Source organism: Streptomyces sp. PTY087I2 (assembly GCF_001687325.1).
GTDB lineage: Bacteria > Actinomycetota > Actinomycetes > Streptomycetales > Streptomycetaceae > Streptomyces.
Window position 1 is genome coordinate 118,282 of sequence record NZ_LZRD01000016.1, and the last position, 21,917, is coordinate 140,198.

At 73.2% G+C, this 21,917-nt stretch carries 21 protein-coding genes and 1 riboswitch; of the genes, 10 read left to right on the forward strand and 11 right to left on the reverse strand.

Annotated elements, in window-relative coordinates; translation table 11 throughout:
* Positions 1-84 precede the first annotated feature (84 nt).
* From A3Q37_RS19030 to A3Q37_RS19050, 5 genes are all read left to right on the forward strand, one after another.
* Entirely contained in the window at positions 85-360 is a 276-nt protein-coding gene (locus A3Q37_RS19030) for an acyl carrier protein (protein ID WP_065486142.1), read from the forward strand.
* Positions 357-1,580 carry a beta-ketoacyl synthase gene (locus A3Q37_RS19035; protein WP_065486146.1) on the forward strand — a complete coding sequence of 408 codons (1,224 nt, stop codon included), beginning with the start codon at positions 357-359 and terminating at the stop codon, positions 1,578-1,580. Before A3Q37_RS19030 ends, A3Q37_RS19035 begins: the two co-directional genes overlap by 4 nt.
* A 111-nt stretch (positions 1,581-1,691) precedes the next feature.
* Positions 1,692-1,879: riboswitch (cobalamin riboswitch) on the forward strand.
* A 59-nt stretch (positions 1,880-1,938) separates the two neighbouring features.
* Positions 1,939-2,985, forward strand: coding sequence for an ABC transporter substrate-binding protein (locus A3Q37_RS19040; protein ID WP_065486150.1), 1,047 nt, complete (start codon positions 1,939-1,941; stop codon positions 2,983-2,985).
* An 86-nt stretch (positions 2,986-3,071) separates the two neighbouring features.
* Positions 3,072-4,067, forward strand: coding sequence for an iron ABC transporter permease (locus A3Q37_RS19045; RefSeq protein WP_255311860.1), 996 nt, complete (start codon positions 3,072-3,074; stop codon positions 4,065-4,067).
* On the forward strand, positions 4,064-4,849 hold the full coding sequence (locus A3Q37_RS19050; RefSeq protein ID WP_065486154.1) for an ABC transporter ATP-binding protein: 786 nt from the start codon (positions 4,064-4,066) through the stop codon (positions 4,847-4,849). Before A3Q37_RS19045 ends, A3Q37_RS19050 begins: the two co-directional genes overlap by 4 nt.
* Before the next feature lie 103 nt (positions 4,850-4,952).
* Here the strand turns inward: A3Q37_RS19050 and A3Q37_RS19055 are convergent, their stop codons facing one another.
* Positions 4,953-6,008 (reverse strand): PRC and DUF2382 domain-containing protein, encoded by a 1,056-nt coding sequence (locus tag A3Q37_RS19055; RefSeq protein ID WP_065486156.1) that lies wholly within the window; start codon positions 6,006-6,008, stop codon positions 4,953-4,955.
* Positions 6,009-6,236: 228 nt separating this feature from the next.
* On the opposite strand from A3Q37_RS19055, the gene A3Q37_RS19060 reads away from it, so the two are divergent.
* Positions 6,237-6,980 (forward strand): adenosylcobinamide amidohydrolase, encoded by a 744-nt coding sequence (locus A3Q37_RS19060; protein ID WP_065486158.1) that lies wholly within the window; start codon positions 6,237-6,239, stop codon positions 6,978-6,980.
* Positions 6,981-6,998: 18 nt separating this feature from the next.
* On the opposite strand, the gene A3Q37_RS19065 is transcribed toward A3Q37_RS19060, so the two are convergent.
* The 7 genes from A3Q37_RS19065 to A3Q37_RS19095 all read right to left on the reverse strand — a co-directional run bounded on the left by A3Q37_RS19065 (position 6,999) and on the right by A3Q37_RS19095 (position 14,204).
* Complete coding sequence (locus A3Q37_RS19065; protein WP_065486165.1) at positions 6,999-8,192, reverse strand: homoserine O-acetyltransferase; 1,194 nt, start codon at positions 8,190-8,192, stop codon at positions 6,999-7,001.
* Positions 8,189-9,550, reverse strand: a complete 1,362-nt coding sequence (locus A3Q37_RS19070) for a bifunctional o-acetylhomoserine/o-acetylserine sulfhydrylase (RefSeq protein ID WP_079137862.1) — start codon at positions 9,548-9,550, stop codon at positions 8,189-8,191. Before A3Q37_RS19070 ends, A3Q37_RS19065 begins: the two co-directional genes overlap by 4 nt.
* 185 nt (positions 9,551-9,735) lie before the next feature.
* Positions 9,736-10,266: a thioesterase family protein gene (locus A3Q37_RS19075; RefSeq protein ID WP_065486169.1), complete on the reverse strand. Its 531-nt coding sequence runs from the start codon at positions 10,264-10,266 to the stop codon at positions 9,736-9,738.
* Positions 10,263-11,270 carry a 3-hydroxyacyl-CoA dehydrogenase NAD-binding domain-containing protein gene (locus A3Q37_RS19080; protein WP_065486174.1) on the reverse strand — a complete coding sequence of 336 codons (1,008 nt, stop codon included), beginning with the start codon at positions 11,268-11,270 and terminating at the stop codon, positions 10,263-10,265. Before A3Q37_RS19080 ends, A3Q37_RS19075 begins: the two co-directional genes overlap by 4 nt.
* A gap of 54 nt (positions 11,271-11,324) precedes the next feature.
* Positions 11,325-12,218, reverse strand: coding sequence for a 3-keto-5-aminohexanoate cleavage protein (locus A3Q37_RS19085; RefSeq protein WP_176711457.1), 894 nt, complete (start codon positions 12,216-12,218; stop codon positions 11,325-11,327).
* A 77-nt stretch (positions 12,219-12,295) separates the two neighbouring features.
* Entirely contained in the window at positions 12,296-13,180 is an 885-nt protein-coding gene (locus A3Q37_RS19090; RefSeq protein ID WP_065486177.1) for a TetR/AcrR family transcriptional regulator, read from the reverse strand.
* Positions 13,181-13,322: 142 nt separating this feature from the next.
* Positions 13,323-14,204, reverse strand: coding sequence for an RNA polymerase sigma factor SigF (locus A3Q37_RS19095; protein WP_065486179.1), 882 nt, complete (start codon positions 14,202-14,204; stop codon positions 13,323-13,325).
* A gap of 599 nt (positions 14,205-14,803) precedes the next feature.
* Between A3Q37_RS19095 and A3Q37_RS19100 the strand changes: the two genes are divergently transcribed.
* The 4 genes from A3Q37_RS19100 (at position 14,804) to abc-f (ending at position 20,316) form a co-directional block, all read left to right on the forward strand.
* Positions 14,804-15,547, forward strand: a complete 744-nt coding sequence (locus A3Q37_RS19100) for a GNAT family N-acetyltransferase (RefSeq protein WP_065486183.1) — start codon at positions 14,804-14,806, stop codon at positions 15,545-15,547.
* A gap of 188 nt (positions 15,548-15,735) precedes the next feature.
* Positions 15,736-16,917 carry a PP2C family protein-serine/threonine phosphatase gene (locus tag A3Q37_RS19105; protein WP_065486185.1) on the forward strand — a complete coding sequence of 394 codons (1,182 nt, stop codon included), beginning with the start codon at positions 15,736-15,738 and terminating at the stop codon, positions 16,915-16,917.
* Between the two features lie 232 nt (positions 16,918-17,149).
* Positions 17,150-18,190 carry an NAD(P)-dependent alcohol dehydrogenase gene (locus tag A3Q37_RS19110; RefSeq protein ID WP_065486188.1) on the forward strand — a complete coding sequence of 347 codons (1,041 nt, stop codon included), beginning with the start codon at positions 17,150-17,152 and terminating at the stop codon, positions 18,188-18,190.
* A 377-nt stretch (positions 18,191-18,567) separates the two neighbouring features.
* Positions 18,568-20,316, forward strand: a complete 1,749-nt coding sequence (abc-f, locus tag A3Q37_RS19115) for a ribosomal protection-like ABC-F family protein (protein ID WP_065486190.1) — start codon at positions 18,568-18,570, stop codon at positions 20,314-20,316.
* Here the strand turns inward: abc-f and A3Q37_RS19120 are convergent.
* From A3Q37_RS19120 to dhaL, 3 genes are all read right to left on the reverse strand, one after another.
* Positions 20,280-20,789, reverse strand: a complete 510-nt coding sequence (locus A3Q37_RS19120; protein WP_065486192.1) for an NUDIX domain-containing protein — start codon at positions 20,787-20,789, stop codon at positions 20,280-20,282. The two genes, abc-f and A3Q37_RS19120, sit on opposite strands and share 37 nt — an antisense overlap.
* A 63-nt stretch (positions 20,790-20,852) precedes the next feature.
* A complete protein-coding gene (locus tag A3Q37_RS19125) occupies positions 20,853-21,263 on the reverse strand; it encodes a PTS-dependent dihydroxyacetone kinase phosphotransferase subunit DhaM (RefSeq protein WP_065486194.1) in 411 nt (136 codons plus the stop codon).
* Entirely contained in the window at positions 21,260-21,877 is a 618-nt protein-coding gene (gene dhaL / locus A3Q37_RS19130; RefSeq protein WP_065486195.1) for a dihydroxyacetone kinase subunit DhaL, read from the reverse strand. Before dhaL ends, A3Q37_RS19125 begins: the two co-directional genes overlap by 4 nt.
* Between the last annotated feature and the right edge of the window lie 40 nt (positions 21,878-21,917).

Genomic DNA, 21,917 nt, shown 5'->3' on the forward strand with positions numbered 1-21,917 from the left:
TTATTTCGAGCGGTGGGCAACACCGTTTCCCCCGCCGCTCGGACGAGCGCGATGAATCCGACGAACCCGATGAGAGGAATCACCATGAAGACCATCCACCCCAAGATCACCGAGGTGCTGACCGGGACGTTCAAGGTGCCCGCCCACGAGGTCCTGCCGGAGTCCACGATGGACAGCCTGGAGATGGACTCCCTCGCGGTCGCCGAATTCGCCGTCATCATCAAGGAGACCCTGGGCGTCGACGCCGACTCCGAGAAGCTCTACAAGGACGCCACGCTGGCCGACATCTCCGCATACATCGACGAGGCCGTCGCCGGCGCGCCGGCCGAGGCGACGGTGCCGGTGAGCAACACCCGATGAAGCGACCCGCCATCGCCGTGACAGGGCTGGGGATGATCACCCCGGTCGGCCACACCACCGACACCACCTGGGACGGGGTCCGCGCCGGCGTCTCGCCCGCCCGCACCGTCCCCGAACTGCGCGGCTGCGCCGTCGACTTCGCCTGTACGGTCTCCGGTATCGACCTCGACGACGCGGTCGGCGGCCGGACCGCGTTCCGGATGGGCCGGTACGTCAAGTTCGCCCTCCTCGCCGCCCGGGAGGCGGTCGCCGACGCCGGACTCGACCCGGCGCACTGGGACGGGGCCCGGGTCGCCGTCGTCGTCGGCACCAGCAGCGGAGGATCCGCCGGGCTCACCGAACAGGCCGTCGCCCTGGAACGGCGCGGCCCCGAGGCCACCTCGCCCTCGGGCATCCTGCTGACCATCCCGAACATGCCCGCGGCCGAGATCGCCATCGCGATGAAGGCCACCGGACCCAGCCTGGCCCCGTGCACGGCCTGCTCGTCCGGGGTGACCGCGCTGTCGGTGGCCCGGGACATGCTGACGCTGGGCCAGTGCGACATCGCTATCGCCGGGGCCACCGAGTCGATCGTGTTCCCCGTCGCCATGACCGGCTTCGCCCGCTCCGGCGCGGCGGCGATGCGGGACGGCGACCCCGCCCGCCTCTGCCGCCCCTTCGCCGCCGACCGGGCCGGCATCGTCATGGGCGAGGGCGCGGCGATCATGGTCCTGGAACGGGCCGACGACGCCCGCGCCCGAGGAGCCGCCCCCCGGGCGCTGATCGCGGGCGCCGGGGCCACCACCGACGCCCACCACCCCACCAGCCCGCACCCGGCGGGGGAGGTCGCGCGGGCGGCCGTCGACGCCGCGCTGCGGGACGCGGGCTGGCGGGCCGAGGACGTCGACCACGTCAACGCGCACGGCACGTCGACCCCCTTGAACGACGCGACGGAAGCCGCCCTCATCGGCCGGGCCTATCCGCACCGGCCGCCCGTCACCGCCCCCAAGGGCGTACTGGGCCACTGCATGGGGGCGGCCGGAGCCATCGAGGCGGGTCTGACGGTCCTCACGCTCCAGCACGGGGTGATCCCGCCGATCGCGAACCTGGACGCCCCCGAGCCCGGGTTCGCCATCGACTGCGTCACCAAGACCCCGCGCGAGGCCCCCGTACGACGGGCCGTCAGCCACTCCTTCGGCTTCGGCGGCCACAACGCGGTGATCGCCCTCCAGGCTCCCTAGAAAAGGTGTCTTGGCGGAATCCGCGCGGCCGGTACGGCGGGTCGATCCCGCGCCGCACCGGCCCCGCGGACCGTGACCCACCACACCGCTTCTGAGCTGCGGGAAGACGCGTGATAGCTTGCCGGGGCCAGTCGAACCCCAGCGACGGGGTCAGGGAATCCGGTGCGAAACCGGAACTGACGCGCAGCGGTGAGGGGGACGGGCGGGGCCACGGCCACTGGAGCGCACACGCGCCCCGGGAAGGCGTCCCGCCCGGACGAACCCGAGTCCGAAGACCTGCTGGTGCCCGCGCCCGCACCGGGGCCCGGGAACCGTACGACGGGCTCCGCGGCTGGGCCCAGAGACACAGAGGTCCTTCGTGCTGTCCACGGCCACCCCCGCCCCGATACGTACCGCCGCCCTCCTCGCGGCCGGACTCCTCCTGCTGACCGCCTGCGGCGAGGGCGGGAGCACCGGGGCTGCCGACGGGAAGAAGGCCGAGGGCTTCCCGCTCACCCTGAAGAACTGCGGGCGCACCGTCACGGTGAAGGCCCCGCCGCAGCGGGCGGTCTCCGTCGACCAGGGGTCCACCGAGATCCTCCTCTCGCTCGGCCTGGCCGACCGGCTCGCCGGTACCGCCACCTGGAGCGACCCGGTGATGAAGGGCCTGGAGAAGGCCAACGCGGGCGTCGAGCGGATATCGGAGAACCGGCCCTCCTCGGAGAAGGTCCTCGACAAGGAGCCCGACTTCCTCTCCGCCTCCTTCGCCTCGACCCTCGCCAAGGGCGGCGTCGCCCCGCGCGAACAGTTCGAGAAGCTCGGCGTGCCGACGTACATCTCGCCCGCCGACTGCGTCGGCAAGGACAACAGCGGCGGCGGCGACGGAGCGCGCACCGCACCCCTCACCATGGACAGCGTCTACACCGAAGTCCGGGAACTCTCCCAGGTGTTCGGCGTCCCCGAGCGCGGCGACGCCCTGGTGAAGAAGCTCCGGGGCCGGGTGGCGAAGGCCACCGAGGGCATCGACGGATCCAAGGCCTCCCTCCTCTACTGGTTCTCCGACTCCAAGGCCCCCTACCTCGCGGGCTGCTGCGGCGCCCCCGGCGTCATCACGAAGGAGCTCGGAGCGAAGAACGTCTTCGACGACACCCACGACGAATGGCCCCAGATCAGCTGGGAGACCGTCGCCGACCGCAACCCCGACGTCCTGGTCATCGGCGACCTGAGCCGCACGATGCAGACCGCCGAGAGCGCCGAGAAGAAGATCGAGTTCCTGGAGTCCGACCCGGTCACCAAGACCATGGACGCCGTCAAGAACCGCCGCTACGTGCTGCTCAGCGGCCAGGCCATGAACCCCACCATCCGGACCGTCGAGGGACTGGAGCGCGTCGCGGCCGGACTGCGCGACTTCGGACTCGCCGGGTGAGCACGGACAGCCGTACGGTCGAGAAGCGGGCCGACGCGCCGCCTGCCGCCGACCGCCCCGCCCGGGCCGGGGCGCCGCTCGCCGCACTGCTCTGGAGCGGCGGCCTGCTGCTCCTCCTGGCCTCCGTCGCGGTGGCCGTCACCATCGGGCCCGCCCGGATCTCCGTTCCCGACGTCTGGTCCACCGTCGCCGCGCACCTCGGCTTCGGCACGAGCGACCTCAGCCCGATCCGGGACGGCATCATCTGGAACCTCCGCATGCCGCGCACCCTCCTCGCCGCCGTGTGCGGCGCGGGGCTCGCGGTGTGCGGCACGGTGATGCAGTCCCTGCTGCGCAACCCGCTCGCCGACCCCTTCGTCCTCGGCGTCTCCTCCGGGGCCTCCACCGGAGCGGTCGTCGTGGTCGTCCTCGGGGTCGGCGGGGGAGCGGTGTCGCTGTCGGCCGGGGCGTTCGCCGGTGCGCTTCTCTCCTTCGCCCTGGTCCTGCTGCTCAGCCACACCCTCGGCGGCTCCACCGACCGGGTCGTCCTCTCCGGCGTCGCCGCGATGCAGCTCTTCTCCGCCCTCACCTCGTTCGTCGTGATGACCTCCGCCGACGCCGAGCAGACCCGCGGGGTGCTGTTCTGGCTCCTCGGCTCGCTCAGCGGCGTCGGCTGGAGCGAGGTGGCCCTGTGCTCCGCCGTCCTCGCCGTCTGCCTGGTGATCTGCCTGGCCCACGCCCGTACGCTCGATGCCTTCGCCTTCGGGCAGGACGCCGCCGCCGCGCTCGGCGTGAACGTCGCCCGCACCCGGATCGTGCTGCTGTGCACCACCGCCCTGCTGACCGCCGCTCTGGTCAGCGCCGCCGGGGCGATCGGCTTCGTCGGCCTGGTCCTGCCGCACGCCGCCCGGGCCCTCACCGGCTCCGGACACCGGCGGCTCCTCCCGGTCACCGCACTCGCCGGGGCGGTCTTCCTCGTCTGGGTCGACACCCTCGCCCGGACCGTCCTCGACCCGCAGGAGGTACCGGTCGGCGTCGTCACCGCGCTGATCGGCGTCCCCGCGTTCATCGCCGTCCTGTACCGCACCCGGAGCACGTCATGAGCCTCCTCGACAACGGCGGCCTGCGCGCCGACCGCATCGGCCGGGCGGCGGGCGGCCGGCTCATTCTCGACGGCGTCGCCATCGCCCCGCCGCCCGGCTCCACCGTCGGACTGCTCGGCCCCAACGGCTCCGGCAAATCCACTCTGCTGCGGATCCTCGCGGGCCTCCTCGCCCCGGACACCGGCGTCGTCACGCTGGACGGCGACCCCCTCGCGGACCTCGGCCGCCGCACCGTCGCCCGCCGGATCGCCGTCGTCGACCAGCACGCGGTCACCCAGGTCGACCTCAGCGTCCTCGACGTCGTACGCCTCGGCCGCATCCCGCACCGGCGCGCCTGGTCCGCCCCGGACCGCACCGACGAGGACGCCGTCGCCGACGCGCTGCGGCGCACCGGGCTCACGGACCGCGCCGGACAGTCCTGGCACACCCTGTCCGGCGGCGAACGCCAACGCGTCCAGATCGCCCGCGCCTTGGCCCAGCAGCCCCGCGAACTCCTTCTGGACGAGCCGACGAACCACCTCGACATCCAGCACCAGCTGGATCTGCTCGCCCTGGTCGCCGACCTGCCCGTCACCAGCGTCGTCGCCCTGCACGACCTCAACCTGGCCGCGATGTTCTGCGACCGGATCACCGTGATGAAGGCCGGCCGGGTCGTCGCCGGAGGCACCCCGGCCGAGGTCATCACCGAGGAACTGATCCAGGACGTCTACGGGGTCCGGGCCGTCGTCACCCCGGACGGCCCCGACGGCCGCCCCTCGGTACGGTTCCTGCCGCGCCGCTGACCGCGCACGGCACCGGACAGCCCGCCGGGCGGACCCGTTGAACGAGCCCGCCCGGCGGCCGAGGACGTGGGAGCGGCCTTCCGGCCACCTGAGACCGTGCCGGTCAGCGGCGACGCCCCTGGCCGAACTCGCCACCGGCGTCCTTGCCGGTGCCCATGTCCGTACCGTCCGCGTAGTCGATCTTCTCCTTGCGGACCTCGGCGGAGACCTCCTTCTGCTCGGTGACCCGGTTGGTCTCCAGCCGGACCCGCTCCACCGGCACGGCCTCCTTGCGTACGGTGGCGCGTTCCGCGTGCAGCGTGACCTCGACGTCCTGCTCGGCGAAGTCCGTGGTCCCGGTGGTCTTCTCGCCGGGCTGGAGCGGTTCGCGGACCACCCGTACCTCTTCGTGGGAGACCGGCACGGTCCGGGTGACCTCCTCGGTCACCACGTACTTGTGCAGCCGCGCCTTGCCGCTCTCGTACTCCTCCTTGCCGACGTGCAGCTGCTCCTCGGAGCGGATCATCTCGTCCTTGCCGCTCATGTCGGCGGACCGGGACGTGCCCGCGCCGGCGCCCGCCAGCGGGCGTGCCGTGGTGGAGGCGTCCGTGTCGCGGTGCCTGCCCGTGCCGCTGCCTGCTCCTGCCATGCCCGCAGCTCCTGTCGTTCCCGCGCCGGCCATCCCGGCGCTCGTCCCGGCGGTGGTCGCCTTCCCGGTCGCCTTGGCGCCGGGGGGCGTTCCGGTGCCCTGGGCCGCGCCCGCCGCACCGGCGGCACCCGCCGCGCCCATCGCGCCGGTCCCGGCGACGGTCGGCGCGTCCATGCCGGCCGACCGGTTCTCACCGAGATTGCCGGACTTCCTGCTCAGGCCGTAGTGCCGGTACAGCTCCTCCTCCTCGGCCACGGAGAGGTGCGCGTCCGCGTCCACCCGGGGCGCGTCCTTGACGCTCTCCTTCGGATGGGCGACGTGCAGGTCGGAACCCACTCGACGGGCTCCGGCGAGCGGGACGAAGCTCTCCTTCATACCGAACAGGCCGGTCTTGACCGTGACCCAGTCGGGCTTGCCGGTGTCGTCGTCGACGTACACCCGGCCCACACTGCCGACCTTCTCGCCGTCGTTGTCGTACACGGTCAGACCGTCGAGTTCTCCGGAATCCGTGAAACCGTCAGCGGCTCCCATAACCGATTCCTCCTCTCGGGCACGCCCTGTGGCTGGCTCCACCGGAGGTGGCGCGTCCGGCTTCCATCGCGCCTCACCCACATGGACGCTGCAACCGCCCGCCCGCCCGGATCGTGGCTCCCGGAAGCCCGGTGCGGGGCCTTGGCCCCGTGCGGCGGCACCGGGCCACTCCGGAACCCATTAGGCCAATCGGGTGAGTCGCCCGGGCTCGCATAGGATCGGCGGACCGTGGCGGCCGCAGGGCGGACCACCGCCGACCCGCCGAGCCACCAGGGGTGCGCCATCTCTTCCGTACGTCTCGGGCTGCCCGCGCAACGCGGCGAACCGCGCGCGGACCTTCGCGACCGGCGCGAGGACGGACAGCGCCTCCACCACCTCGTGTGGCGGCTGGGGCCGGGCGTACGGGTGTGCAGCAGCGCGGTCCTCGGCGGCGGCATCGGCCCCCGCGCCTGGATCCTCAACGCCCAGGTCCCCGGTGGTTACCCGCGCCTCGACCCGGACCGCCACCTCGCCGAGATCGCGGCAGCGGAAGGGCTCGACGGCCCGGGGGCCGGCCTGATGACCGCCGCCGAGGTCGCCGCGTACACGACCGCCCACGACGGCGGTGTCACGGCGACCGTCACGGCAGGCCTCGGCGTACGGGGCTGGGCGGCGGCCCCGGAGACCTCGGCGGACGCCGCAGCGGTCCCGTTCCGGCCGGGGACGGTCAACATCGTCGTCACCCTGCCCGTGGCGCTCTCCGACGCCGCCCTCGTCAACGCCGTCGCCACCGCCACCGAGGCCAAGGTCCAGGCGCTCCTGGACGCCGGGCTCGACTGCTCGGGCACCCCGACCGACGCCGTGTGCGTCGCCGCCCCCGAACCGGGGCCCGACGGCGGCGAACCCTTCGCCGGACCCCGCTCCCCCTGGGGCGCGCGGATCGCCCGCGCCGTGCACGGCGCCGTCCTGGCCGGGGCCCGCCCGGCGCGGTGACGGGGACCGCCGGCGGCCTCAGGTGACGTAAGGGGAGGAGGTCTGCCGGGGCAGCGGTGCTCGCGCGAGCAACTCCCGTACGAGCGTGCCCACCTGGTCCGTCTCGATGAGGAAGCCGTCGTGCCCGCACGGCGAGGCGATGGTGCGCGCGGCGTCCGCCCCCGGCAGCAGCGCGGCCAGGCGTTCCTGCTGCGCCAGGGGGTACAGCCGGTCCGAGTCGACGCCCGCGACCAGGGCGGGCAGCTCCGCGCGGCCCAGGGCGCGGGCGATCCCGCCCCGGCCCCGGCCGACGTCGTGGCCGTTCATCGCCTCGGTGAGCGTCACATAGCTCCCGGCGTCGAACCGGTGCACCAGCTTGTCCGCGTGGTGGTCGAGATACGACTCCACCCGGTAGCGGCCGCCGTGCGCGGGCTCCTCCCCGGGCTGCGCCCCGCCGCCGAAGCGGGAGTCCAGCTCGGGTGCGCTCCGGTACGTGATGTGGGCGATGCGGCGCGCCTGCCCGAGGCCCCGGTGCGGACCCTCGCCCGAGGACGCCCGGTGGTAGTCGCCGCCCCGCCACCCCGGGTCGGAGCGGATCGCGCCGATCTGTACGGAACCCCAGGCGATCTGGTCGGCGGATGAGGCCGCCGGGGCGGCGAGCACGAGCAGCGAACCGGTGCGTTCGGGCCTGCTCACCGCCCATTCCAGGGCCCGCATGCCGCCCATCGACCCGCCGATGACGGCCGCCCACCGTCCGATGCCCAGCACATCGGCGAGGGCGGCCTCCGCCCTCACCTGGTCCCGCACGCTCAGATACGGGAACCGGGAGCCCCACGGTGTGCCGTCGGGCCCGGGGGAGGACGGGCCGGTGCTGCCCCGGCAGCCGCCGAGGACGTTGGGTGCGACGACGAACCAGCGGTCGGTGTCGAGCGCCCGGCCGGGACCGACGAGCGCGTCCCACCAGCCGGGCGTCGGATGCCCCGGACCGGCGGGACCGGCCACATGGCTGTCGCCCGTCAGCGCGTGCAGCACCAGCACGGCGTTGGACCCGTCCGCCGCCCGCTGCCCCCAGGTCTCGTACGCCAGGCGCACCCCCGGCAGCCCGGTCCCGGACTCCAGGGGCAGCGGGTCCTCGATCGCCGCCCAGCGGCGACGACCGGGCGGATCCCCCTCGCGTCGGCCGCCGGAGACCGGTGCGAGGGGGAGTGCGCGGTGCGGGGGCGCCCCGTTCAGGACGCCGCCTTCGCCGCCCGGAAACCCGCCTCCAGGTCGGCCTTGAGGTCGTCCACGTTCTCCAGCCCCACCGACAGCCGCACGAGACCGGGCGTGGCGCCGGTGGCGGTCAGCTGCTCCTCGGTGAGCTGGCTGTGCGTGGTGGAGGCCGGGTGGATGATCAGGCTGCGTACGTCACCGATGTTGGCGAGATGGCTGAAGAGCTCGACCGCGTCCACGAACCGCCGGCCCGCCTCGGCCCCGCCCTTCAGCTCGAAGGCCAGCACGGCCCCGGCCCCGCGCGGCAGATAGCGCCGCCCGGCCTCGTACCAGCGGTTCGACTCAAGACCCGCGTAGTGCACGGCCGCCACCTCGTCGCGCCGCTCCAGCCAGCGGGCCAGCTCCAGCGCGTTGGAGGTGTGCCGCTCCAGCCGCAGGCTCAGCGTCTCGATGCCCTGGAGCAGCAGGAACGCCGAGTGCGGCGAGAGCGCGGGCCCCAGATCGCGCAGCAACTGCACCCGGAGCTTCACCGCGAACGCGCTCGGCCCGAGGTCCGGCCAGTAGCGCAGCCCGTGATAGCTCGGGTCGGGCTCATGGAACTCGGGGAAACGCTCGGCGTGCGCCCCGAAGTCGAACGTACCGGCGTCCACGACCACGCCGCCGATCGTCGTGCCGTGCCCGCCGAGGAACTTGGTCGCCGAGTGGACCACGATGTCCGCGCCGTGCTCGATCGGCCGCAGCAGATAGGGCGTGGGCACGGTGTTGTCGACGATGAGCGGCACCCCGGCCTCGTGCGCGGTGTCCGCGACGGCCCGGACGTCCAGCACGTCGCCGCGCGGATTGCCGAGCGTCTCGGCGAAGAACGCCTTCGTGCCGGGCCGCACCGCCGCCCGCCACGCCGCCAGGTCCCCCGGGTCCTCGACGAACGTCACCTCGACGCCGAAGCGGGGAAGCGTGTGGCGGAAGAGGTTGTAGGTGCCGCCGTAGAGCGACGAGGAGGACACGATGTGGTCCCCGGCCCCGGCCAGCGTCAGGATCGCCAGCGTCTCCGCCGCCTGCCCCGAGGCCAGCGCGACGGCCGCGACGCCGCCTTCCAGCGCGGCGACGCGCTGCTCCAGGACGTCCTGGGTGGGGTTGTGGATGCGGGTGTAGATGTTGCCCGGCTCGGCCAGCGAGAACAGGTCGGCGGCGTGCTGCGTGTCGCGGAAGACGAAGGACGTCGACTGGTAGATCGGCACCGCGCGGGCGCCGGTCGCCGGATCCGGGGCCGCACCGGAGTGGATCTGCTTGGTCTCGAACGACCAGGCGGCGCCGGGGTCCTGCCGGTCCTGGTCCTCGGGGGTGTGGCCTGCGGTGACGGAGTCGAGGGGCTGGCTCATGTGGTTCCTCGCACGGGGCGGTGACGGGCTGAATACGGACCGTAGGCCGCACTCCGCACCCTCGGAAGCGTGTCGCCCGCCTGGCCACCAACCCGCAACGGCCCGTCATGGCCCGCAATACGGCGGCAACGCGCATGCCATGCCCGCCCGCTCGACGGCTGCGGGAACGGGCATGGCGTCCGCGTTCAGGCGGCCGCCGGGACCTCGGCGATCGAGCGGCCCGCCCACGCGGGCGCGGGCTCGACGAGCGAGGCCAGCCGCTCCCGTACGGAATCCGGGAACGGGGCGGTGCGGCCCGCCCGTTGGTCCACATGGAGCGCCAGCAGCTCGGTCGTCGCCACCGGCGCGGCCTCCGGCTCCGGTACGTCGTCGGGGGCGCCGACCACGTACAGCTCGTGGCAGAAGCGCGCCTTCTTCGCGTCCACGCCCAACAGCCGGGTGCGGACGGCGAGATGGGACCCTTCGGCCACTTCGCGGAGATAGCGCAGATGCGACTCGGCGGTGTAGAGCGAGCAGCCGGTGCGCTCCCGGTATCCGGCATGCAGACCGGTCTCGATCATCATCGCGTCGGTGGCGTACCCGAAGACCAGGACGTAGAACGCCTCGCTCATATGGCCGTTGTAGTCGATCCACTCGGGCCGTACGGTCCGGTGGAACAGCGGGAGCGACGTGTCGTCGTCGGCGGCCGTCTCCTCGTGGGTGTGCTGCTCGCTCATCGGGCCGCCTCCTCGGCGGAACGGGGCAGGCGGCCGGTCGCCCGCAGGATGTCGATGACGCCCCGGTCGCGTTCGGCGACCAGGTCGGCGATGCTCCGGCCGTCCGCGGCCTCGTCGCAGCCGGCCACCACCGCCTCGTACAGGGCCCGGTCCAGCTCGGGTGCTTCGAGCCGGGTCCAGGGCGACTTCAGCGACGGGCCGAAATGGTCGAGCATATGGGCCATCCCGCCCTCGCCGCCCGCGAGCGCGAACGTGAGCATCGGGCCCATCACGGCCCAGCGGAGCCCCGGCCCCTCGGTGATCGACGCGTCGATCTCCGCCACCGTCGCCTCACCGTTGGCGACCATGTGCAGCGCCTCGCGCCACAGGGCCTCCTGGAGCCGGTTGGCGATGAAGCCGGGCACCTCGCGGTCCATGGTGATCACGGACTTGCCCGCGACCTCGTAGAACCGCGAGGCCCACTCCACCGCGGCGGGGGCCGTCCGTTCCCCGCCGACGACCTCGACCAGCGGGATGAGGTAGGGCGGGTTGAAGGGGTGCCCGACGACGAGCCGCCCGGGGTCGGCGGCCTCGGTCTGCATGTCCGTCATCGGATAGCCGGAGGTCGACGAGGCGATCACCGTACCGGCGGGTGCGGCGGCGTCCAGCCGGGCCAGCAGATCCCGCTTGAGGTCCAGCTTCTCGGGGGCGCTCTCCTGGACGAACTGGGCGTCTGCCACGGCCTCTTCGAGGGTCGCGGTGACGGTCAGCCGGTCCTGCGAGGCCCCGTCGGCCAGGCCGAGCCGTTCCAGCGCGGGCCAGGCGGCGGCGATGAGCCGGCGCAGCCGGACGGCCGCGTCGGGGGCCGGGTCCCAGGCGGTGACGTCGTAACCGCGGGCGAGGAAGTGGGCGGCCCAGCCGCCGCCGATCACCCCGGCCCCGACGCACGCCACACGGCGTACGTCCTCGGGGGCGCAGGGGGAGAAGGGATCAGGGGGCGTGGTGGGGGAGGGGAAGACGGGCACGGGTGACACTCCGGAAAGGCGGTGAGGGGAAGAGGAGTTGGGAGATCGGAGAGATCAGGTACGCGGGCGCAGGCCGAGCTTCTCGCGGGCCTCGTCGGGTGTGGCCACCCGGGAGCCCAGGGATTCGGTGATCCGCACGGCGCGCTCCACCAGCTGGCCGTTGGTGGCCTTGACGCCCTTGCCCAGATAGAGGTTGTCCTCCAGGCCGACCCGCACGTGTCCGCCGAGCAGGATCGACTGGGCGACCCAGGGCATCTGCATCCGGCCGAGCGCGAAGCTCGCCCATGGGGAGCCAGGGGGAAGCATGTTGACCATCGACTGGAGGACACCCGGGTCGGCGGGCGCGCCCCACGGGATGCCCATGCAGAGCTGGAAGACCGTGGGATCGTCGAGCAGTCCTTCGGCGAGGAGCTGCTTGGCGAACCACAGCTGCCCGGTGTCGAAGATCTCCAACTCGGGCCTGACGCCCAGTTCCTGGATGCGCTTCGCACCGGTGCGCAGCATGTCGGGGGTGGAGACGTAGAGGTTGCTGCCGTCGCCGAAGTTGAGCGAACCGCAGTCGAGGGTGCAGATGTCCGGCAGCAGCTCCTCCACGTGCGGCAGCCGGTCCAGCCCGCTGACCAGATCGGTGCCCGGGAGCTGACGGAGCGGCGCCTCCGGGTCGATGACCAGGTCCCCGCCCATACCGGCGGTCAGGTTGATGACGACGTCGGTGCCGGTCTCCCGGATCCGCTCGACGACCTCCCGGTAGAGCCGGGGATCGCGGGAGGGGGCGCCGGTCTCCGGTTCACGGACGTGGATGTGGACCACGGCCGCGCCGGCCTCGGCGGCCTCGACGGCGGAGGCGGCGATCTGCTCGGGCGTCACCGGGACATGCGGGCTGCGGCCGACGGTGTCGCCGGCGCCGGTGAGGGCGCAGGTGATGATGACGTCTTGGTTCACGGGCATGCGGAAACATCTCCTCCGTGGGAGCTGACAGGGCTGGGGAGCTGGGGGCTGTTGGGGGGCTTGTCGTTGTACGGGGGTCAGCCGGCCGTGGGCGCTGTCAGGCAGGCGTCCACGTGGGCGGTCAGCGCGTCGTGCATGGCCTGTGCACCGGTGCCGGGGACTCCGTCGACCTGGCCGTCCGGTTCGGTGGCCAGGACCTGGGAGGCCAGTCCGTCGATCAGCGCGGTGAGGGCGAGGGCCGCGCTGTCCGGGTCGACCGGGCGGAACACGCCCTGCTCGACGCCGCGCCGGATCACGTCGGCGACCGTTCCCCGCCACTGGCGGTAGTACTCCATGTGGAGCCGACCGACCGTGGTGGACCGGGCGGCCTCGGCCCACAGGTCGAGCCAGACGCACCATTGCCGCCGCTGCTGTTCGGTGCGGGGCGTCTGGAGTTCGATCAGCAGGCGCAGCTCGTCCCCGGCGTGCCGCGTACCGGCCGTGGCGTCGGCGCGGCGACGGGTGTCCTCGTCCATGCACCAGCGCACCGCGGCTTCGAGCAGTTCGTCACGGCCGGGGAAGTGGTAGTGGATCGCCGCCGTGCTGGTGTGGCAGGCCGCGGCGATGTCCGCGACCCGGACGGCGTGGAATCCGCGCTCGGCGATGAGCCGGACGGTTTCGCGCACGATCTGGAGAGGCCTGCCGCCCTCCGGCGAGGGCACCGGCGGGCGAGGGGCCGACGGAGAACGTACGGGCGACGGCGTCGCCTCCGTACCGGTCGCCGGGCCGAGCAGCCATCCGACGTCGACGCCGCCGATGTCCGCGATCCGGGCCAGCTCGGCGGCGGTGAAACGGCGTGTGCCGTTCAGGGACCGGGACAGCTTCGACGGATCGATGACGATCCGCCGCGCGAACTCGCGCGCGCTCACACCCGCCGCGTCGATCACCTGTCGGACCCGTGCGGCCACCTCGTCCTGCTGCATGGTCAGTCACCGTAACCATGCGTTGAGAAAACCTCAACATGGGCAGGCGCAACCCACAAGATAAAAGGGGTGTTGCGGTTCTGACTGATGCATCAGTCAGAACCGCAACACCCCTCCTGCCCGCGGTCCGCCCCGGCGGCGGTCACTCCTGGGTGAGCATTCCGCTCCGCAGCTTGCCCAGCATCCGGCTCAGCAGCCGGGACACATGCATCTGCGATATCCCGAGCTCCGCGCCGATCTGCGCCTGGGTCATCTCCTGACCGAAGCGCATGTCGATGATCCGGCGCTCCCGCTCGTCGAGTTCGTCCAGCAGGGGAGCGAGGGCGTGAAGATTCTCCACGGTCTCCATGGCGGGGTCCGGATCGCCCAGCACATCGGCGAAGGTCCGCCCGGCGGCCTGGCCGGGCCCGGCCTCCGCGGTGTCGGTCGGCATGTCCAGGGAGCCCGCCGTGTAGCCGTTGGAGGCGACGATCCCCTCCGTGACCTCGGACTCCTCGATCCCCAGGTACTCCGCGAGCTCCTTGGCCGTGGGGTCCCGGTCGAGGTCGCCGGCCAGGGACTCCTTCGCCTTGGCGAGGTCGACCCGCAGCTCCTGGAGGCGTCGCGGCACATGCACGGCCCAGCTCGTGTCGCGGAAGAACCGCTTGATCTCCCCGACGATGTACGGCACCGCGAAAGACGTGAACTCGACCTCCCGGGAGAGGTCGAACCGGTCGATCGCCTTGATCAGCCCGATGGTGCCGACCTGGACGATGTCCTCCATGTCGCCGCTGCCCCGGTTGCGGAAGCGGTTGGCGGCGAAGCGGACGAGGGACAGGTTCATCTCGATGAGGGTGTTGCGCGCGTACTGGTACTCGTGCGTGCCCTCCTCCAGGACCTGGAGCCGGTCGAAGAAGAGACGCGAGAGCCGACGCGCGTCCAGCGGGGCGATCTTCCCGGCATCCTCGATCCACGGAAGCTCTTCGGTGGTGCCCGTCCGCTCCGTACCGGCGGTCTGCGCGGCCTGCGCGGTCTGCACGGTCATGTCGCTTCACGCTCCCTGGTTCCTGGTTCATAGGCCCTCAGGCCTGTTCGCCTTCCCGGCGGCACGGCTCTCATGCGTGGCGGAGGGAGCCGATCCGGTCATGCGGATCGAGTTGGCCGGAATCAAGCCCGGTTCGGCCCTGAGGAACCGTCACGTGCGGCCGCCCGAGAGGCGCGTGTGACGGGCGCGTGTTCCGGACCGCAGGTGAGGGGCGTGGGCGTGGAGGTACGCAGAACCGCCCCACCGGTACGGGGGAGCCCGGTGGGGCGGCCGCCACCAGAGTGCCACAGGCGGGCGGCAGTTGGGGCCGCACCGGCACGTATTGGCCTACGGATGAGTCGATTTCGCCACTCGTCCACGATGCGGGCGCGCCCCCGCGACGCCTTGCCGTGCCTCCGATGGACGCCCCCCGGTGAAGGGATCCCGGCGCCTCCCGTTGATTGCGGTGTCATGAACAGATTTGCCTCGCGGAATACCTGCCGTATCCACTGGCCTTTCCTCTCCGGAGAGTGCGCTGCTCCGGCGGGCGCGCCGCCCCGGACGCCGGGCGCCCGCGACCGAGGAGACCGAGCATCGGACGGAACGAGACCGAGGAGACCATGACCCAGAACGACATCCGGCCCCGGACCGATGCCCCTTCCCGGCTCCACCCGCTGGACAACCCCGCCCGGTCCTCGCTCACCGGCCCGCACGCCCACTTCGCCGAGAGCCTTGGGCGGGTCCTGCGCTATCCCGCCGACGTCACTCCCTGGATCGCGCTCCCCGACACCCCGGAGCCCCGGGACTGGGCCGATCTCGCGGCACTCGCCGGGCCGGGTGCCTCTGTCGCCCTGGCCGCGTTCCAGGCGCTGCCGCCGAGTGACTGGGAGATCACCTTCCGGGCCGACGGCGTCCAGCTGGTCGATGAGTCGGTGGACGCCGCGCCCGACCCGGAGGCGGTCCCGCTCGGCCCGCGGGACGTGCCGGAGATGCTGGACCTGGTGGCGCGCACCCGCCCCGGCCCCTTCCTGCCGCGCACGGTCGAGCTGGGCACCTATCTGGGCATCCGGCGGGGCGGCGCCCTGGTGGCGATGGCGGGGGAGCGGCTGCACCCGCCCGGCTGGACCGAGATCAGCGGCGTCTGCACGGACGAGTCCGTACGGGGGCAGGGGCTGGCGAGCCGGCTGGTCCTGGCCGTCGCACACGGGATCCGAGAGCGCGGCGAGACGCCGTTCCTGCATGCGTCCGCCTCCAACACCGGCGCCATCCGGCTCTACGAGTCCCTGGGGTTCCGGCTCCGCCGGCGTACGGAATTTCTCTTCGCCCTCGTCCCCGCCGAGATCCCGTCGGTCCACGGGACCTGAGGCACCCCCGGCCCGGGGCCGAGGTCCCGGGCCGGAAGTCCCGGACGGGACCTTCGGCACCCCCTCGGGGTCCTTAGGCCTCCTGTGCGGAGGCCCGCCTCCCGGTCCACTGGAAGGGACCGGCCGAAACTGCGGCCGGCGCCGAGACACCACCGGGAGGACAGGCCGTGCCCATGAGGTTGCTGGACATGGCACAGAAGCCACAGACGCCGAAGAAGCAGAGCGGTGTACGGCACCGGGACGGTGGTGCGCCGGGGCCGGACGCGAGCATCGCGGCGGTGTCCGACGGCCGCATCGGCAACTGGGCGCTGGTCGGCGGGCTCGCCCTGCTGACCCTGCTGGTGGCCTTCCTCGACGTCAGCACGGGCAACGACCTGCGGGTCGTGCCCCTGCTCGTGGTGGTTCCGGCACTGGCCTCCGTGTATTGCAGCCTCCGCCAGACCGTCTGGGTCGCGGTGTGGATCACCACGGTCGTCGTCGGCTTCCGGGCCGGCGCGGACGGCACCTTCTGGGACTTCGTCTTCGGCATCGGCTTCGCCGTACTGGCCTGTGCCCTCGGCGTCGCCGCCTGCGCGGCGCGTATCCGGCACGCCACCGAGATGGCGCGGCTGCGGTCCGCCGCCGTCACCCTCCAGCGCCAGATCCTGCGGCCGCTGCCCGTCATGACCGACCACGTCTTCGCGTACGGGCTCTACGAGCCGATCGAGGAGGACCGCTTCGTCGGCGGCGACATCTACGAGGTCGTCGAGTCGCCCCACGGGACCCGGGTGATCATCGGGGACGTCCAGGGCAAGGGGCTCCCGGCCATCGGCGCCGGATTCGCGGCCATCGCCGCGTTCCGTGAGGCGGCCATCCGCGAACCCACGCTCACCGGAGTGGTCCAGGCGCTGGAGGACGCGGTCGTCCGGCACAACGAGTTCTCCGCCCAGACCGGCGAGGTCGAACGCTTCGTGACCGCGCTCGTGCTCGGGTTCGACGAGGGCGGCCGGGTGGAGGCCGTGAACTGCGGCCATCTGCCGCCGCGCCTGCTGCACGACGGCGAAACCTCGGCCGTCACGCTCCACCGGACCTCCGTCCCCCTCGGCCTCGCCGGACTCAGCCCGGAGGCCCGTGAAGCCGAGTCCTTCGACTTCCCGCCCGGCGCGACGCTCCTCGCCGTCACCGACGGGGTGACCGAGGCCCGCGACGCCACGGGCGCCTTCTACCCGCTGGACGAGCGGGTCGCGGCCTGGGCCGGGCACGGTCCGCGCGAGCTGCTCGACGCGCTCCACGGCGACCTGGAGGAGTTCTCCGGCGGCATCCGGCGCGACGATGTCGCCGCACTGGCACTGCACCGCGCGCCCGCGGCGGCGGCCGCAGCGGCCCTCTGACCGGCTCGGCGTCGATCGGCCCTCGTCACCGGGGGCGCCTCCGGTATCGGCCTCACCAAGACCGCGGCGCTCGAATACGCCGCCCGGACGTCCGGCTGGTGGACGGCTGCCACTCCGCCCCGTGACCGAGGCCCCGAGTGGCGCGCGGGCGACACGAGGGCGACAAAGAGAACAGAGAAAGCACGAGGGCGGGCGAGGACGAGCAAGCAGCAAGGAAGAAGCGAGGAGACCCATGAAAGCCGTTCAGTACCGAGCCGTCGGCGCCGCCCCCGAGGTGGTCACGGTCCCGGATCCCGAGCCCGGCCCCGGCCAGGTCCTGCTGAAGGTCACCGCCGCCGGCGTCTGCCACTCCGACATCGCCGTGATGAGCTGGTCCGCCGACCAGATCCCCTTCCCGCTGCCCCTCACCCTGGGCCACGAAGGTGTCGGCACGGTCGCCGCGCTCGGTGACGGCGTCGACGGCTTCGCGGTCGGCGACTCCGTCGCGGTGTACGGGCCCTGGGGCTGCGGCACCTGCGTGAACTGCGCCGAGGGCAAGGAGAACTACTGCCTGCGCGCCGGGGAGCTCGGCATCATGCCGCCCGGCCTCGGCGCCCCGGGCGCGATGGCCGAGTACATGATCGTCGACAACCCCCGCCACCTCGTCCCGATCGGCGACCTCGACCCGGTGAAGACGGTGCCCCTCACCGACGCCGGACTCACCCCGTACCACGCGATCGTGCGCTCCCTGGCGAAGCTCGTGCCCGGTTCCACCGCCGTGGTCATCGGCACCGGCGGCCTCGGCCACGTCGCGATCCAGCTGCTGCGCGCCATGACGGCCGCGCGGGTGATCGCCCTCGACGTCGCCGAGGACAAGCTCGCCCTGGCCAGGACCGTCGGTGCGCACGAGGTGGTCCGCTCCGACGAGAAGGCGGCCGCCCGGGTCAGGGAACTGACCGGCGGACTCGGCGCCCACGTGGTCCTCGACTTCGTCGGAGCGCCGCCCACCGTGCAGACCGCCGGAGCCGCCGCCCGCGTGGACGGCGACGTGACCATCGTGGGCATCGGCGGCGGCGCGCTCCCGGTCGGCTTCGGGACACTGCCGTACGGAGCCAACGTCTGCGCACCGTACTGGGGCTCGCGCAAGGAGCTGGCCGAGGTCCTCGACCTGGCCCACGCCGGAGCGGTGGACGTGCACGTGGAGACGTACTCCCTGGACGAGGCCCCGCTCGCGTACGAGCGCCTCCACGACGGCAGGATCAACGGCAGGGCGGTGATCCTGCCCAACGGCTGACCTCCCCCTGGTTCTCGGACTGCCCCGGCCCCGGGTGGCTGCCACCCGGGGCGGGCCGACGGCCGGGCGGCCGGAAAATCCCGGCACCGGTGACCCGCCCGCCGCTAGACTGGCCGACATGGGTTCGTACCGCTTCTACTACTTCTTCCGCTGATTCCCGGCCCGGACGGCCGCAGCGCGCCGCACCGCGCGTCCCACTGAGACGCCCCGGTGCCATGGTCCTCGTGACTGGCGACTCGTGACGATGTCTCGCTGACATCGACGCCACGACGTCACTCCGCGCCCGCCGCCGTCCCTCCGCCGTCCGGCATCCACGCCCCGCTCCCGCCGCGCTTCCGCGCGCGCCGCTGCGGGCCGTCACCAGGGAAAAGGCACCCATGCACCCCCAGCGCGACCGCGCTCAACTGGCCATGAAGGACGTCTCCAAGGCGTACGGGGACCGCTCCGTACTCGACGAGGTGACCCTCACCGTCCGGCCCGGTGAGAAGACCGCCGTCATCGGCGAGAACGGCTCCGGAAAGTCCACCCTGCTCCGCCTGCTGGCCGGGGCCGAAGCCCCGGACACCGGTGAGATCACCGTCCGGTTCCCCGGCGGTACCGGCTACCTCGCCCAGACGCTCGACCTCGACCCGGCCGACACCGTGCAGGACGCCGTCGACGCGGCCCTCGCCGAGCTGCGCGACCTCGAACACCGTATCCGCGAAGCGGAGGCGAACCTTTCGGAACGGAAGCCCGGCGACCCGGGGCCGACCGACGCGGAACTCGCCGCGTACGGGGACCTCCTCACCGCGTACGAGGACCGCGACGGCTACCGGGCCGACGCCCGTACCGAAGCGGCTCTGCACGGCCTCGGCCTCGCCCACCTCACCCGCGACCGCCCGCTCGGCACGCTGTCCGGCGGTGAGCAGTCCCGGCTCGCCCTCGCCTGCGTGCTGGCCGCAGCCCCCGAACTGCTGCTGCTCGACGAGCCGACCAACCACCTCGACGCCCGCGCCGTCGGCTGGCTGGAGGACCACCTGCGCGCCCACCGGGGGACCGTCGTGGCGATCACCCACGACCGGACGTTCCTGGAGCGGGTCACCTCGGTGATCCTGGAGGTCGACCGGGACCTGCGCACGGTCACCCGGTACGGGGACGGCTGGGACGGCTACCGCACCGCCAAGGCCGCCGCCCGCCGCCGCTGGGTCCAGGAGCACGAGGAGTACCTGGCGGAGCTGGCCCGTACGGAGGAGCTGGTCGAGGCGGCGGGGGCGCGGCTCGCGGCCACCGGGGGCGACCCGAAACAGGGCTTCGGCAAGCACCGCCGTTCGCACGAGGCCAAGCTGTCGGGCCGGGTCAGGGCGGCCCGGACCCGGCTGGACGCCCTGCGCAGGTCACCCGTGCCGCCCCCGCCCCGCCCGCTCGCCTTCACCGGCCGCCCGCCGGTCGCGACGGAGCCCGACGGAACCACCCACGTGGCCCAGGCGGCGCACGCAACCAGCCCCGCGGTCCCCGCGAGGACTCTCGTAGAGCTGGACTCCGTCTCCGTCGGGGACCGACTCCGCCTCCCCGCCCTGCGCGTGACCTCAGGCGCCCGGCTCCTGGTGACCGGTGAGAACGGGGCCGGAAAGACCACCCTGCTGCGGGTCCTCGCGGGCGACCTGACCCCCGACACGGGAACGGTCACCCGCCACGCCCGCATCGGCTACCTCCCGCAGGAACTGCCCGCGCGCCCGACCCGGCGCACCCTGCTCGCCACCTTCGCGGCGGGCCGGCCCGGCTTCCCCGACGAGTACGCCGACGACCTCCTGGCCCTCGGCCTGTTCCGCCCCGAGGACCTCGACGTGCCCGTCGCGTCCCTCTCGGTCGGCCAGCAACGCAGGCTGGCCCTGGCGCGTCTGGTGACCCGGCCGGCGGATCTGCTGGTGCTGGACGAGCCGACGAACCACATCGCGCTGAGCCTGGTCGAGGAGCTGGAGCAGGCCCTCGACCACTACCGGGGCGCGGTCGTCGTCGTCTCGCACGACCGCAGCTTCCGGACCCGCTTCACCGGCGACGTCCTGGAACTGAAGGCAGGCCACCCGGTGAGCACGACGGCTCCCGCCCCGGCCTACGCGTCGGGGGAGGCGGCCGCCCCGCGCACCTGAGCGCGCAGCCGGTCGACGAACACCCGCTGACCGGCGATCAGCCGCTCGGCCGCCTGCTCCGGCGTGCACCAGGCGAACCGGTCCATCTCCGGGAACTCCCGCTGCACGCCGGACCCGCGCGGCCACTCCATCGTGAACGTCCCGGGCACGACGGACGCCAGGTCCAGTTCGGCCTCCAGGGCCCACACGGTCACCGTCTTGCCGCTGCGCTGCCGTGACTCGCCGAGCGCGATCCACTCACCCGGCGGGACGGGCACCCCCAGCTCCTCGACGAACTCGCGGCGGGCGGCCGCCTCCGGACCCTCATCCGGCTCGTACTCGCCCTTCGGCACCGACCACGCGGCCGCCTCCCGCCCCGCCCAGAACGGGCCGCCCATATGCCCGATCAGCACCTCGACATCCCGCTCGCCCGCGTCCTCGCCCTCCGTGACCCGGAAGAGAAGGAGCCCCGCACTGCGCCTGCCTGTCGACATGTCGCCAAGTCTGCGGCGGCGGAGTACGGGGCGCCACGCGGGGGCGTTCGGCCCGGGGGGCTTTTACGTCTTGCGGTAGCCGTACGCCTCCGTGGCCGCCGCCTCCACGGCCGCGAGGTCACCACCGGCCGAGGCCGTCACCACGGCGGCCACCGCGCCCTCCACGAACGGCGCGTCCACGAGCCGGGTGTTCTCGGGCAGCTCGTCGCCCTCGGCGAGCATGGACTTCACGGTGAGGACCGCGCTCCCCAGGTCCACCAGGACCGCGACGCCGGCACCCCGGTCCACCGAGGCGGCGGCCCGCTCGATCAGCTCCGCGCTCGTCCCGAGCCCGCCGTTGGGCAGCCCGCCGGCCGGGGCGACCGGCGCGGTCACCCCTCCGGCGGCGAGCCCCCGGGCCAGCTCGGCGACCGACTCGGCGACCGGGCCGCTGTGGGAGACGAGCACGATGCCCACCTGCTGCTCGTCGCTCACGCGTCCGCTCCGTCCGTCGTCGCGGCTGTCGCCGCCAGGGCCTCGACCAGCAGCGCCGCCGAGGTCGCGCCCGGGTCCTGATGCCCGATGCTGCGCTCGCCGAGATAACTGGCCCGCCCCTTGCGCGCCTGCATCGGCACCGTAGCCACGGCACCGGCACGAGCCGCTTCGGCGGCCCCGTCGAACGAGGTGGCGAGGGCCTCCGCCGCGGGCAGCAGCGCGTCGAGCATCGTCTTGTCCCCGGCCTGGGCCCCGCCCAGCTGCCCCACCGCGGCCACCCCCGCCGCGAACGCCTGGGCGAACTGCGTCCGCGTCACCTCGCCGTCGTCGCCGAGCGCCTTGCCCGTACGGCGCAGCAGCGTCCCGTACAGCGGGCCCGACGCCCCGCCGACGGTGGAGATGAGCTGCCGTCCCGCCAGGGTGAGCACCGCACCGGGGGTCGCCGGGGCGTCCTTCTCCAGCACCTCCGTCACCGCCGCGAAACCGCGCTGGAGGTTGCTGCCGTGATCGGCGTCCCCGATCGCCGAGTCCAGCTCGGTCAGATGGTTCGCCTCACGCTCCACGGACGCCGCGGCAGCGGTCATCCAGCGGCGGAAGAAATCGGTGTCGAGCACATGATCTCCTGTTCCTCTACCGGTCACGGGGTCCCGTCGA